This is a genomic window from Candidatus Thiothrix sulfatifontis (assembly GCA_022828425.1).
Classification (GTDB): domain Bacteria; phylum Pseudomonadota; class Gammaproteobacteria; order Thiotrichales; family Thiotrichaceae; genus Thiothrix; species Thiothrix sulfatifontis.
On sequence record CP094685.1, the window covers coordinates 1,979,155 to 1,992,087 of the forward strand.

Consider the following 12,933-nt stretch of genomic DNA (forward strand, 5'->3'; position numbering starts at 1 on the left):
TTACTGTCTTCTAAATATGCAGGCGCAGCAGGAACTCTTGCTGTGCCTGATTGCGTTTAAGTGGGGATAGAATTTATGTCCAAGCGGGATTATTACGAAGTCCTTGGTGTACAAAAGAATGTCAGCGAAGATGACCTGAAAAAGGCATTCCGCCGTTTGGCGATGAAGCATCATCCCGACCGCAACCCTGACAATGCCGAATCAGAAGCCAAATTCAAAGAAGCCAAAGAAGCTTACGAAGTGCTGAATGACCCGCAAAAGCGTGCTGCGTATGATCAGTTCGGTCATGCCGGTGTCGATCAGTCCAGCGGTTTTGGCGGCGGCGGGCGCGGTGGTGCTCAAGGTGGTTTCGGCGATGTGTTTGAGGACATTTTCGGCGACATTTTTGGTGGCGCACGCGGCGGCAGAGGCGGTGGTGGCGCAAATCGTGCTTACCGTGGCAGCGACCTGCAATACAATCTCGAATTGACACTGGAAGATGCGGTATTCGGTACTACTACCGATATTCGTGTGCCTTCCTTGCAACATTGCGATACCTGTAACGGCAGTGGTGCAAAAGCGGGCACGCACCCGCAAACCTGCCCAACCTGTCATGGCAGTGGTCAGGTGCGGATTCAGCAAGGTTTCTTTGCTATTCAGCAGACTTGCCCGCATTGTCACGGCAAGGGCAAAATCATTGCCGACCCCTGCCCTGATTGTCACGGTCAAGGCCGCAAAGAAAAGCAGAAAACCCTGTCAGTGCGCATTCCAGCAGGTGTGGACAATGGCGATCGGGTACGCTTAGCGGGTGAAGGCGAAGCCGGTATTAACGGTGGGCCATCGGGCGATTTGTACGTGCAAGTATTCGTCAAGCCACACGATTTGTTCCAGCGCGAAGGCGATAATTTGCATTGCGAAGTGCCGATTCGCTTCACCACGGCTGCCATCGGTGGCGAGTTTGAAGTGCCAACGCTGGACGGCAATCGCGTCAGTCTTAAAGTTCCCGCCGAAACGCAAACCGGCAAACAGTTCCGCTTGCGCAACAAGGGCGTGAAATCGGTGCGCAGCGCTGCTGTTGGTGATCTGATTTGCCGTGTCGTGGTGGAAACGCCGGTGAATTTGACCAAACGGCAACGTGAATTGTTGGAAGAATTGGATGCTACCTTTGTGCACGGCGGCAAAAAACACAGCCCGCAAGAGCACGGCTGGTTGGACAAGGCCAAAGGTTTCGTCAAAGACTTGTTTGAAGGTGACAAATAATGACTAGGATTGCCATCGTAGGCGCGGCTGGGCGTATGGGCAAGGCGTTGATTGAAGCGTGTGCGCAAACCGACGGCTTGGAACTGACGGTTGCTACCGAACAACCCGCGAGTTCGCTGATCGGGGCGGATGCGGGTGAAGTCGCGGGCATTGGCAAAAACGGTGTGGTCATTGCGCCAACACTGGATGATGCGGCGAACGATTTCGATGTATTGATCGACTTTACGCGCCCTGAGCCGTGCTTGTTGCATTTGAACTGGTGTGTTGCCAAAGGCAAAAAAATTGTCATTGGCACGACAGGTTTTGATGACAATGGCAAAGCTGCTATCGCCAAAGCTGCCGAGCAAATCGCGGTGGTGTTTGCGCCGAATATGAGTGTGGGCGTGAATTTGTGCCTGAAGTTGCTCGATATGGCAGCACGCGTGCTGGGCGATACCGTCGATATTGAGATTATGGAAGCGCATCATCGCCACAAAGTCGATGCGCCTTCCGGCACGGCGTTGCGCATGGGTGAGGTGGTGGCGAATGCGCTGGGGCGTGATTTGAAAGAATGCGCGGTTTACGGGCGCGAAGGCGTAACCGGCGAACGTGAACGCCAGACCATTGGGTTCGCCACGGTACGCGCTGGCGATGTGGTCGGTGATCACACGGTATTGTTTGCCGATGTGGGTGAGCGGGTGGAAATTACCCATAAAGCATCCAGCCGGATGACGTTTGCGAAAGGTGCGGTACGGGCTGCTGGTTGGCTTGATGATAAAGCATCGGGCTTGTTTGATATGCAAGATGTGCTAGGGCTGAAATGATGCAAACGATTCCGGTAAGGCTTTGGGATTTGCCGACACGTCTGTTTCACTGGACGTTAGTAATCGGTATCGGGTTTTCGTGGTTCAGTGCGGAAATCGGTGGTAACTGGATGGTATGGCACGAGCGCAGCGGTATTTTGCTGCTGGCATTGGTGCTGTTTCGGGTTATCTGGGGGTTTATCGGCAGTGATACTTCACGGTTTCGGCAATTTTTGGCAGTTCCCGCCAAAGCGTTGGAACATTTGCGCGAGTTACGCAGTCAGGCTACTGCGTTTCATGGCGGGCACAATCCGTTAGGCGCGTGGATGGTGGTGGTTTTATTGTTGGCAGTGTTGACGCAGGCCGTGACAGGTTTGTTTGCTACTGATGACATTATGACTGAAGGGCCGTTGATGGGATTGGTGTCTGGCAGTACGGCTGAATGGCTGACATCTATTCATCATCTCGGTTTTAATAGTATTTTGTTATTGGCTGGGGTGCATATTGCTGCGGTCTTTTTTTACCGCTTTTACAAGCGCACTAATTTAATCAAGGCAATGGTCGTGGGGGAGGCCGACTGGCCCGCACAACAGTCGCCGCCTAAGTCATTGGTATTCAAACCTGCATGGTTGGGGTTGTTGGTATTTGTACTGGTCTACGCGGGTGTTGTGCTCGGTATTGTTTTTTTGTCACAGTGATCGTAACCATTACACACTATCTTGATATAGATCATTAGCATTTCTTAATATACTAATTAACATATGCTGTATTGATTATGGCATGGCTTCATTGTGAATTCGCGCAGTGAAGGGAGAGTGAAATGAATTACGAGACCTTGGTAAATTATTTGAGTACCGCAGAGATTTCCGCTGTCATTGGGATAGTGGTGGGGTTGACGTTCGGTGTTTTTGCACAGCAAAGCCGTTTTTGTTTGCGCGCCGCGTGCGTGGAATTTTGGCGTGGGCAGACGGGTAAAAAGTTTGCAATTTGGCTGCTGGCTTTTGGGGCGGCGATGCTGGGTACTCAATATTTTATTGCAACAGGTGCAATTGATACCGGGCAGATTCGGCAGTTGAATAATGCAGGGTCTATGTCTGGTGCGATTATCGGCGGCTTGTTGTTTGGTGGCGGGATGGTGTTGGCGGGCGGTTGTGCCAGCCGTTTGCTGGTGTTGTCGGCAACTGGCAATATGCGCACGATGGTGGCGGGGCTGGTGGTGACAATTGTGGCGCAGGCTTCCTTGACGGGCGGTTTGTCACCCTTGCGCGAAGAAATTTCTTCTTGGTGGTTAGTTGATGGCGGTTCGCGCAGTTTCGCGGGCTGGTTGCCGCCTTACGGTGGCATGATGTTAGGTGTGGCTTTTTTGGCAGTTGCCTTGTGGTTCGCGAAACGTCACGAGGTGGGTAAATGGTACAGCCTTGCGGCGATGATCACCGGCTTATCCGTGGCGTTGGGATGGTTCTTGACCAGTTGGCAAGCCAGTAATTCGTTTGACATCGTGCAGGTGCAGAGTGTTAGTTTCACTGGCCCTTCGGCAGATACTTTAATGGGCTTAATTAACCAACCTTACTTGTCACTGAGTTTCAATATTGGGTTAGTGCCGGGCGTGTTTCTGGGGTCATTTTTAGCAGCGCTGGTGACACATGAATTCAAATGGCAACAATTCACGCAAGACAGCGGCTTTACCCGGTTTTTTATTGGGGCGGTATTGATGGGGTTTGGCGGAATGCTGGCGGGTGGTTGCGCTGTGGGTGCGGGTGTTACCGGCGGCGTTATTTTGGTTATTACCGCTTGGGTCGCACTGTTTAGCATGTGGATCGGCGCAGGTATCATGGATTGGCTGGTCGATCGCAAAGCCGATGCCCTGAAAGCTGCCTCGAACAACCCTTCACCCTTACCGGGCAAAGGGCTGGGGCTTAGGGTATCCCCTTAGTCTTTTCTGTACTCTTTGTGGCAAGCTTTGCAAGTTTCGCCCACTTTGCCGAATTGTGGCTTGATGGCTGCCATGTCGCCGCTTTTAGCAATTTCTGCCAATGATGCCGCTTCTACTTGGAAGGTTTCCATCTTCTTTTTGAAGTCATCCATGTTTGCCCAGATCTCGCTTTTCGCGTCGGTTTCGCCCATGTCGCTGCCTGCGGTGAAGCCGTTGATTGGAAATTTGCTCAATGCTGCAACTGCTTCAGCATTTTTTGCAAACTCTTCTGCGTTGAACTCTTTTTCGCCTTTAACCATGGCGCCCATTGGGCCGAAATGGTGCTTAATCATTTTGAAGCTGGACTGACGGTATTCAATCGCGGCTTCTTCGGGTGATTTCTCTTCAGCCGTTACGGTGGAGATGGCGGCAACGCTCATGGCGGTGACGGCGATGGCGAAGATTTTAGTAAACATATTCATGGGTTATTTCCTTGAATGTTAGTGAGGGCATAAATCGTTATACGTGAGATTGCGATTGTCGCAGGGTGTGGCGTAGCTTTTCAATAAAAGCATAAAAAGGTGAGTAGTAATTGTAAATCGGCGTAAGTTTACCATTGAACGTGCGCTTGAAGCGATTAATGCCTTGCATCACCGGGTCGGTAGCATCCACGGCATAACCGCCCCAATCGTAAGTGTGGAACCCCGCTGCTTTGAAATGCCGCATTCCTTGCCAATGCAAGCAGCGATTGGCAAACCCCATCGAACGCCGCATATCCGGGTCGTGATTGTATGCTTGGGAGCTGGCTGAAATCAGCAGATTGGTTACACCCTGTTGTGGGCATTGCAAGTAAAAATGGCAAATGATCGGATGGCCTGCGTGTTCAACGCTGAAAATGTGGTAATTTTCGCTGCCGATGGCGCGTGCATCGTGATCGGTAAATGGAGATAAGCCGCGTTTTTCTGCAAAGGCATTGTACAGCGGCATAAAGTCTTCCAGCGCGGCATTCAGATTGAGGCTGAAATACCGTCCTTGCTCGCAGCGCCGGATTTGATTGCGAGCGTCTTTAGAAAAATTCTGGAAAATAGCGGCTTCATCCGCATTCAAATCGGTCAGCAAGGTGTGCCGGTATTCGGTATAAAACAGCGCTGGTTTTGTTGCTGCGTAGCAATCCATATACGCGGTGGGAAGTAACACATCACGCCAAGTGGGTCGAGTGGTGTGGGCAAAATAGTATTTTTGAATAGGAATGCCATAACGGTAATGTTGAACACGCATGATAGTAGCCAATAATTATTTTAGTGTTACGTAAAACTATACTACATTTAGCCTTATGTGTATAATCTGCGCCTTTTTAGCAACCTTTAATCTGGAGCCTAGGCGAATATGTCTCTGAGTGCAGAAATTAAGGCGGGTGTTGTTGCACAATACCGCCAATCAGACACAGATACCGGGTCCCCGGAAGTGCAAGTTGCGCTATTAACAGCGCGGATTCAGCATCTGACGGACCATTTTGCAACCCACAAACATGACCACCATTCCCGTCGCGGGTTGTTGGCAATGGTCAGCCAGCGCCGTAAGCTGCTGGATTACCTGAAGCGTAAGGATCTGAATCGCTATCAAGCGCTGATTTCCAGCTTGGGTCTGCGCCGCTAAGTCGGGGCAACCACTACAAAACACCGCCATTGTGCGGTGTTTTGTTATGTACGCACGAATTGTTTACTATTATTTGTCACGCAGGAAGGTTGTTGATAAGGGTTTGTACCGTGTTTACTGCCGAACTTTTCTCAACAGCCTGCCCGTGAACTTCACTCGCAATAAAACCTATCAAAGGAAATTCCAACGTCATGGCAAAAATCACCAAGACTTTCCAATACGGCAATAATACCGTCACTATCGAAACCGGCGAAATCGCCAAACAAGCCACCGCCGCCGTTTTAATTACCATGGACGACACCAGTGTGTTAGTCACTGTCGTTGGCAGTAAAGAAACGGTGCCAGGTCGTGACTTTTTCCCAATGACCGTGGATTACCAAGAAAAATTCTACGCGGCGGGGCGCATTCCCGGTGGTTTCTTTAAACGTGAAGCGCGTGCTACCGAAGAAGAAACACTAATTGCACGTTTGATTGACCGTCCGTTGCGCCCGTTGTTCCCGGAAGGCTTTACCCACGAAGTGCAATTGATTGCCACCGTGGTTTCCATGAATCCATCCGTCAGCGCGGACATTCCGGCATTGTTGGGGGCTTCAGCGGTGATGGCGCTGTCCGGTATGCCATTCCAAGGCCCGATGGGTGCGGCGCGGGTTGGCTACCGTGATGGCGGCTATTTGCTGAATCCATCTAAGGAAGAACTGGAAACATCCGAGTTGGATTTGGTTATCGCCGGTACTGACTGTGCAGTGCTGATGGTGGAATCTGAAGCGAAAGAACTCAGCGAAGACGTGATGCTGGGCGCGGTGATGTTTGGTCATGAACAAATGCAAGTTGCTATCCAAGCCATCAAAGAATTGGCGGCAGAAGTTGCTACTCCCGCGTGGGATTGGACGGCACCAGTGGCAAACACTGCACTGGCAGATGCCGTGGAAGCAGCTTGTTCGGCTGATCTGGTTGAAGCTTTCCAAATTGCCGACAAGCAAGCGCGTTATGCGCGTATCCACGACGTGCAAGGCGCATTGGTTGAGAAACTGGCAGCGAAAGAAGGCGAGACAGGTTTCTCTGCTGACGACATCAAAGGTGAATTCAAAAACGCTGAAAAGAAAGTCGTGCGCGGTAGTATTTTGGATGGCAAACCGCGTATCGACGGTCGTGCGCTGGATAGCGTGCGTCAAATTACCGTCCGCGTGGGTGTATTGCCGCGTGCTCACGGTTCCGCGCTGTTTACCCGTGGTGAAACGCAGGCGTTGGTTGTGACCACGTTGGGGACAGAACGCGATGCACAGGTGATTGATGCGATTACCGGCGAATACAAAGACAACTTCCTGTTTAACTACAACTTCCCGCCGTACAGTGTCGGTGAAACCGGGCGTTTCGGTTCACCCAAGCGGCGTGAAATTGGTCACGGGCGTTTGGCTAAACGCGGCGTGAAAGCGATGGTGCCTAACCTTGATGATTTCCCGTACACCATTCGTTGCGTGTCTGAGATCACCGAATCCAACGGTTCTAGCTCCATGGCGAGCGTGTGCGGCAGTTCCTTGGCGATGATGGATGCGGGCGTACCCTTGAAAGCGCCAGTCGCGGGTATCGCCATGGGCTTGATCAAAGAAGGTGAGCGTTTTGCGGTATTGTCCGACATCCTCGGCGACGAAGATCACCTCGGTGATATGGACTTTAAAGTAGCGGGTTCTGCTGACGGTATCACCGCGCTGCAAATGGACATCAAGATCACCGGCATTACCAAAGAAATCATGCAGCAAGCGCTGGTGCAAGCCAAAGCAGGCCGTTTGTACATCTTGGGTGAAATGGCGAAAGGTTTGGAAGCACCGCGTGATGAAGTGTCTGAATACGCACCGCGTTATGTCACCATGAAAATCAACCCGGACAAAATCCGCGAAGTCATCGGTAAAGGTGGCGAAACCATCCGTGGTATTACCGCTGCGACCGGCGCAAGCGTTGACATTAATGACGAAGGTTTCATCAAGATTGCGGCAATTGATGCGAAAGCGGCTTACGAAGCCCGCAGCATGATCGAAGCGATTACTGCCGAAGTGGAACTGAACAAGGTTTACACGGGTAAAGTCGTGCGCTTGATGGACTTCGGTGCATTTGTCACCATTCTGCCGGGCAAAGACGGGTTGCTGCACATTTCACAAATCAGCGATGAGCGCGTCGAGCGCGTGACCGATTTCGTCAACGAAGGCGATGTGGTTAAAGTCAAAGTCATCGAAATCGACCGCCAAGGTCGGATGCGCTTGAGCATGAAAGCCGTGGGCGAAGGCGAGTAAGATTTTTCCTTTCCTCCGATGTTAGCAAAAGACCCTACGGGGTCTTTTGTTTTTGGTGTCGACAATATTGTGTTTATGTTATTATTTAGCGGTGTTTTTAACGCAAACACATGCAATGTGTCGACAATATTGTGTTTTTTGATTGACCTTTCGTACTAAAAGCCCTATAATGTCGACAATTTCTAAGATTAGTAGAATAGTAAGGATGTGTGCAGATGAGCAGTGAGATTCTGACCCCGGTACTGCCGGAATCCGTCGCCGATGCTACCGTGGTGACATGGAGCAAAAAAGTGGGCGATAGTGTCAAACAGGACGAAGTGCTGGTTGAAATCGAAACCGACAAAGTGGTACTGGAAGTACCTGCTCCTGCCGATGGTGTCCTCACCGAAATCGTTCAACAAGCGGGTGCAACCGTCATTAGCAGCCAATTGCTGGGGCGTATGACGATTGGCGCAGTTGCCGCAGCCCCGAAAGTCGAAGCAGTACCTGCGGCTTCTGCTCCAGCAGCAAGCGCCGAGCCACAAACTGCCCCCGCTGTCCGCAAACTGATGGCAGAAAACGATCTTTCTGCTGCGGATGTTGACGGTTCCGGCAAACAAGGCCGTATCCTTAAAGAAGACGTGCAAGCCGCTGTTGTCGCGAAGTCTGCTGCCGCACCCGCTCCTGTTGTTGCGCCTGCACCCGTCGCCACCGCACCTGCACCAACCGTTGTTGTTTCTGCTTCCGGCGCTCGCACCGAACAGCGTGTGCCGATGACTCGCCTGCGTGCCCGCATCGCCGAACGCCTGATGTACGCCAAGCAATCGACCGCGATGCTGACTACCTTCAACGAAATCGACATGAAGCCGTTGATGGATATGCGTACTGAATACAAAGACGCATTCGAGAAAAAACACAAAGCGAAACTGGGCTTTATGTCCCTGTTCGTCAAAGCAGCCGCTGTTGCGCTGCAACGTTTTCCTGAAGTCAATGCCTCGATTGATGGCAATGACATTGTTTACCACGGCTTCTGCGATATTGGGATTGCCGTGTCATCTGATCGCGGTCTGGTCGTGCCTATCCTGCGCAACACCGAAAACATGGGCTTGGCTGACATCGAATCCGGCATTGCCGGTTACGCTGCCAAAGCTCGTGAAGGTAAGCTGGATATGAGCGATCTGACTGGTGGTACGTTCACTATAACCAACGGGGGCGTTTTTGGGTCGTTGCTATCAACCCCAATTCTAAACCCTCCTCAAAGCGCGATCCTGGGGATGCACGCGATCCAGAAGCGCCCTGTCGTTGTCAATGATCAGATTGTTATTCGCCCGATGATGTATGTGGCTCTTTCGTATGACCACCGCATTGTTGACGGTCAAGGTGCTGTCACTTTCCTCAAAACCATCAAGGAATTGGTCGAAAACCCGGTTCGCTTGGTTCTGGATGTTTGAGGGGAATTTATTCATGGAGATTTTGCACCATGACTGATAAATATGATGTCATCGTCGTCGGGGCAGGCCCCGGCGGTTATGTCGCCGCTATCCGTTGCGCTCAACTCGGTTTGAAAACCGCGTGTGTGGAAGAGTGGATCAACAAACAGCAAAAGCCAGCCCTCGGCGGTACTTGCTTGAACGTTGGTTGTATTCCCTCCAAAGCGTTGTTGGAAAGCTCCGAGCGTTACGAAGAAATCGCCAAACACAATGCTGACCACGGCATCACGGTTGACGGTTTGCAGATTGACGTTGCCAAGATGATTGCCCGCAAGGACAAAATCGTCAGCCAACTGACTGGCGGTATTGAGCAATTGTTCAAAGCCAACGGTATTACCTGGTTGCAAGGCCGTGGCAAGTTGCTGGCTGGCAAGCAAGTCGAAGTCACCGCGCATGATGGCACGGTTTCAACGGCTGCGGCTGATAACGTCATCATCGCGGTAGGCTCTACCCCGATTGAACTGCCGATTGCCAAATGGCTGGATACCCGCATTGTGGATTCTGCCGGTGCGCTGGATTGGGAAACCACTCCCGGCAAACTCGGTGTGATTGGTGCAGGCGTGATCGGTTTGGAAATGGGCAGCGTGTGGCGCAGGCTCGGCTCTGAAGTGGTGGTCATCGAAGCGATGGACGATTTCCTCGGTGCGGCTGACCGTGACGTGGCTAAATCCGCGCAGATGCAATTCAAAAAGCAAGGGCTGGACATCCGCCTTAGCTCCAAGGTTGCCAAGGTCGAAGCAGGCGATAACGGCGTAACCGTGACCTACAACGATCCGAACGGTGAGCAAACCTTGCTGGTTGATCGCTTGATCGTCGCTGTCGGGCGCAAGTCCAATACTGCTGGCGCATTCGCGGCTGATTGCGGTGTACAACTGGATGATCGCGGACGTGTCGTTGTCGATGCGCATCTGCAAACTGCCGTGCCGGGTGTTTACGCGATTGGTGACTGCATTGTAGGGCCAATGCTGGCACACAAAGCCTCGGAAGAGGGTGTGCTGGTTGCTGAGCAGATTGCCGGTCAAAAGCCGCACATCAATTACGACGCGATTCCGTGGGTTATTTACACGCACCCGGAAATCGCGTGGGTCGGTAAGACCGAAGCCGAATTGAAAGCCGCTGGTGTTGCGTATAACACAGGCAGCTTCCCGTTTGCCGCCAACGGTCGCGCCAAAGCGATGGATCAAGCCGATGGTTTGGTGAAAGTGCTGGCAGATGCCAAAACTGACCGCATTCTGGGCGTGCATTTTGTGGGGCCATTGGCTTCCGAATTGGTCGGGCAGGCAGTGATTGCGATTGAAACCGAATGTTCGTCAGAAGATTTGGCTCGCATGACATTTGCGCACCCAACCGTTTCCGAGGCAATACACGAGGCCATGCTGGCAGTGGATGGGCGGGCATTACATGCCGTTGGCAAAAAGCGTAAGTAAGCCACACCGTTAACCCCTACGCTTTAACGCCACGGTCTGCTGCACGCAGATGCGTGGCGTTTGTACGATTATAACCCGCGTTTTCGCGGTGAACTACCAAAGGAAGACTGAGGATGAATTTACACGAATATCAGGCCAAAGCGGTTTTTAGCCAATACGGTATGCCTGTACCCACTGGCAAAATCGCCTCCACAGCGGCTGAAGCCGAAGCAGCAGCGGCTTCTCTAAGCACTGCGACGGTGGTAGTCAAGGCGCAAGTCCACGCGGGTGGACGTGGCAAAGCCGGTGGCGTGAAACTGGTTAAGACTCCGGCAGAAGCGGGTACATTTGCTGCCAGCTTGCTGGGTACAAACCTGGTCACATACCAGACCGACAAACACGGTCAACCCGTCAACACCATTTTGGTGGAAGAAACCTGCAATATTGCCCGCGAACTGTACCTCGGCGCAGTGTTGGATCGTTCCAGCCGCCGCATCGTGATCATGGCTTCCACCGAAGGCGGCATGGAAATCGAGAAGGTTGCGCACGAAACCCCGGAAAAAATCCTCAAAGTGCAGGTTGATCCGCTGGTTGGCGTGATGCCGTACCAAGGCCGTGAACTCGCATTCGGCTTAGGCTTGCAAGGCGCACAGATTGGGCAATTCACCAAGTTGCTGGTCGGCTTGGGCAAAATGTTCAAGGAAAAAGACCTGTCCCTGGTCGAAATCAACCCACTGGTAGTCACGGCTGAAGGCAACTTGTTGTGTCTTGACGGCAAAGTGAATGTGGACAGCAACGCGCTCTACCGCCAGCCTGAACTGGTAGCGATGCGTGACAAATCCCAAGAAGATGCGCGTGAGCTGGAAGCAGACGAATGGGAACTGAACTACGTCGCACTCGAAGGCAATATCGGTTGCATGGTCAACGGCGCAGGCTTGGCAATGGCGACGATGGACATTATCAAACTGTCCGGCGGTCAACCGGCCAACTTCCTCGACGTAGGCGGTGGTGCAACGGCTGAACGGGTAGCGGCAGCTTTCAAGATCATTCTGTCCGACGCTGCGGTTAAAGGCATTCTGATTAATATCTTCGGTGGCATTGTGCGTTGCGATTTGATTGCCGAAGGGATTATCAAAGCGGTGCAAGAAGTGAACGTTTCTGTCCCTGTTGTAGTGCGTTTGGAAGGCAATAATGCCGAAAAAGGTGCTGAATTGCTGACTAATAGCGGCTTGGCTGTGATTGCTGCAAGCGATCTTGGCGATGCTGCCCTGAAAATCGTTGCTGCCGTAGGAGATGCCGCATGAGCGTATTAATCAACAAAGACACCAAAGTCATCTGCCAAGGTTTCACCGGCAAGCAAGGGACTTTCCACTCTGAGCAAGCGATTGCTTACGGCACCAACATGGTCGGCGGGATTACACCGGGTAAAGGCGGCACAACGCATTTAGGTTTGCCGGTGTTCAATACCGTGCGCGAAGCGGTGGAAGCGACAGGCGCGGATGCCAGCGTGATCTACGTTCCGGCAGCATTCTGCAAAGATTCGATTATTGAAGCGGCCTACGCCGGTATTAAGCTGATCGTGTGTATTACCGAAGGCATTCCGGCACTGGATATGCTGGATGCGAAAGTGGTGGTGGATAGCCTTGGCGTGCGTCTGATTGGCCCCAACTGCCCCGGCATTATTACACCGGGCGAATGCAAAATCGGCATTATGCCGGGTCACATCCACAAACCTGGCAGTGTCGGTATCGTGTCACGTTCCGGCACGCTGACTTACGAAGCGGTCAAGCAAACCAACGAATGGGGTCAAAGCACCTGTATCGGTATTGGTGGCGACCCGATTCCGGGCACAAGCTTCATTGATGCGCTGACCTTGTTCCAGGCTGACCCACAAACCGAAGTCATTTTGATGTGCGGCGAAATCGGCGGTTCAGCGGAAGAAGAAGCGGCGGAATTCATTAAAGCCAACGTAACCAAGCCAGTGGTTTCCTACATTGCAGGCGTGACTGCACCCAAGGGTAAGCGCATGGGTCATGCTGGTGCGATTATTGCAGGCGGGAAAGGTACGGCTCAGGAAAAGTATGCTGCACTGCAACAAGCGGGCGTGTATACTGTTCAGTCTCCGGCTGAACTAGGAAAGGGCGTTGCTGCTGCATTCGCAGCCCTGCAAAGATAAGTATTCGT

12 protein-coding genes are annotated in these 12,933 nt (G+C 52.3%); 10 read left to right on the top strand and 2 right to left on the bottom strand.

The genetic code is table 11. The features are described 5' to 3' along the window. Positions 1-75: 75 nt before the first annotated feature. The 4 genes from dnaJ to L3K52_10165 all read left to right on the top strand — a co-directional run bounded on the left by dnaJ (position 76) and on the right by L3K52_10165 (position 3,954). Positions 76-1,239, top strand: coding sequence for a molecular chaperone DnaJ (gene dnaJ, locus L3K52_10150; GenBank protein UOG90569.1), 1,164 nt, complete (start codon positions 76-78; stop codon positions 1,237-1,239). Next, a complete protein-coding gene (gene dapB / locus L3K52_10155; protein ID UOG90570.1) occupies positions 1,239-2,042 on the top strand; it encodes a 4-hydroxy-tetrahydrodipicolinate reductase in 804 nt (267 codons plus the stop codon). Before dnaJ ends, dapB begins: the two co-directional genes overlap by 1 nt. Next, a complete protein-coding gene (locus L3K52_10160; protein UOG90571.1) occupies positions 2,039-2,719 on the top strand; it encodes a cytochrome b/b6 domain-containing protein in 681 nt (226 codons plus the stop codon). Before dapB ends, L3K52_10160 begins: the two co-directional genes overlap by 4 nt. A gap of 122 nt (positions 2,720-2,841) precedes the next feature. Continuing rightward, positions 2,842-3,954 (top strand): YeeE/YedE family protein, encoded by a 1,113-nt coding sequence (locus tag L3K52_10165; GenBank protein UOG90572.1) that lies wholly within the window; start codon positions 2,842-2,844, stop codon positions 3,952-3,954. On the opposite strand, the gene L3K52_10170 is transcribed toward L3K52_10165, so the two are convergent. Beyond that, on the bottom strand, positions 3,951-4,415 hold the full coding sequence (locus L3K52_10170; GenBank protein UOG90573.1) for a cytochrome c: 465 nt from the start codon (positions 4,413-4,415) through the stop codon (positions 3,951-3,953). The genes L3K52_10165 and L3K52_10170 overlap by 4 nt on opposite strands. A gap of 37 nt (positions 4,416-4,452) precedes the next feature. Continuing rightward, on the bottom strand, positions 4,453-5,211 hold the full coding sequence (locus L3K52_10175) for a GNAT family N-acetyltransferase (GenBank protein ID UOG90574.1): 759 nt from the start codon (positions 5,209-5,211) through the stop codon (positions 4,453-4,455). 108 nt (positions 5,212-5,319) lie between these two features. Between L3K52_10175 and rpsO the strand changes: the two genes are divergently transcribed. The 6 genes from rpsO to sucD all read left to right on the top strand — a co-directional run bounded on the left by rpsO (position 5,320) and on the right by sucD (position 12,925). Continuing rightward, positions 5,320-5,589 carry a 30S ribosomal protein S15 gene (gene rpsO, locus L3K52_10180; protein ID UOG90575.1) on the top strand — a complete coding sequence of 90 codons (270 nt, stop codon included), beginning with the start codon at positions 5,320-5,322 and terminating at the stop codon, positions 5,587-5,589. 191 nt (positions 5,590-5,780) lie between these two features. Beyond that, positions 5,781-7,874 carry a polyribonucleotide nucleotidyltransferase gene (pnp, locus tag L3K52_10185; protein UOG90576.1) on the top strand — a complete coding sequence of 698 codons (2,094 nt, stop codon included), beginning with the start codon at positions 5,781-5,783 and terminating at the stop codon, positions 7,872-7,874. Between the two features lie 215 nt (positions 7,875-8,089). After that, positions 8,090-9,304, top strand: a complete 1,215-nt coding sequence (odhB, locus tag L3K52_10190; GenBank protein UOG90577.1) for a 2-oxoglutarate dehydrogenase complex dihydrolipoyllysine-residue succinyltransferase — start codon at positions 8,090-8,092, stop codon at positions 9,302-9,304. A 29-nt stretch (positions 9,305-9,333) separates the two neighbouring features. Then, positions 9,334-10,770 (top strand): dihydrolipoyl dehydrogenase, encoded by a 1,437-nt coding sequence (lpdA, locus tag L3K52_10195; protein ID UOG90578.1) that lies wholly within the window; start codon positions 9,334-9,336, stop codon positions 10,768-10,770. A 113-nt stretch (positions 10,771-10,883) separates the two neighbouring features. Further along, positions 10,884-12,053, top strand: coding sequence for an ADP-forming succinate--CoA ligase subunit beta (sucC, locus tag L3K52_10200; GenBank protein ID UOG90579.1), 1,170 nt, complete (start codon positions 10,884-10,886; stop codon positions 12,051-12,053). Continuing rightward, entirely contained in the window at positions 12,050-12,925 is an 876-nt protein-coding gene (gene sucD / locus L3K52_10205; protein ID UOG90580.1) for a succinate--CoA ligase subunit alpha, read from the top strand. Before sucC ends, sucD begins: the two co-directional genes overlap by 4 nt. Positions 12,926-12,933 lie beyond the last annotated feature (8 nt).

What these genes read in the sequence shown, in the direction of transcription:
- L3K52_10170 (UOG90573.1), bottom strand. Translation starts at nt 4,415, where the DNA reads ATGAATATGTTTACTAAAATCTTCGCCATCGCCGTCACCGCCATGAGC.
- L3K52_10175 (UOG90574.1), bottom strand. Translation starts at nt 5,211, where the DNA reads ATGCGTGTTCAACATTACCGTTATGGCATTCCTATTCAAAAATACTAT.
- odhB (UOG90577.1), top strand. Translation starts at nt 8,090, where the DNA reads ATGAGCAGTGAGATTCTGACCCCGGTACTGCCGGAATCCGTCGCCGAT.
- sucC (UOG90579.1), top strand. Translation starts at nt 10,884, where the DNA reads ATGAATTTACACGAATATCAGGCCAAAGCGGTTTTTAGCCAATACGGT.
- pnp (UOG90576.1), top strand. Translation starts at nt 5,781, where the DNA reads ATGGCAAAAATCACCAAGACTTTCCAATACGGCAATAATACCGTCACT.
- rpsO (UOG90575.1), top strand. Translation starts at nt 5,320, where the DNA reads ATGTCTCTGAGTGCAGAAATTAAGGCGGGTGTTGTTGCACAATACCGC.
- sucD (UOG90580.1), top strand. Translation starts at nt 12,050, where the DNA reads ATGAGCGTATTAATCAACAAAGACACCAAAGTCATCTGCCAAGGTTTC.
- L3K52_10160 (UOG90571.1), top strand. Translation starts at nt 2,039, where the DNA reads ATGATGCAAACGATTCCGGTAAGGCTTTGGGATTTGCCGACACGTCTG.
- dnaJ (UOG90569.1), top strand. Translation starts at nt 76, where the DNA reads ATGTCCAAGCGGGATTATTACGAAGTCCTTGGTGTACAAAAGAATGTC.
- L3K52_10165 (UOG90572.1), top strand. Translation starts at nt 2,842, where the DNA reads ATGAATTACGAGACCTTGGTAAATTATTTGAGTACCGCAGAGATTTCC.
- dapB (UOG90570.1), top strand. Translation starts at nt 1,239, where the DNA reads ATGACTAGGATTGCCATCGTAGGCGCGGCTGGGCGTATGGGCAAGGCG.
- lpdA (UOG90578.1), top strand. Translation starts at nt 9,334, where the DNA reads ATGACTGATAAATATGATGTCATCGTCGTCGGGGCAGGCCCCGGCGGT.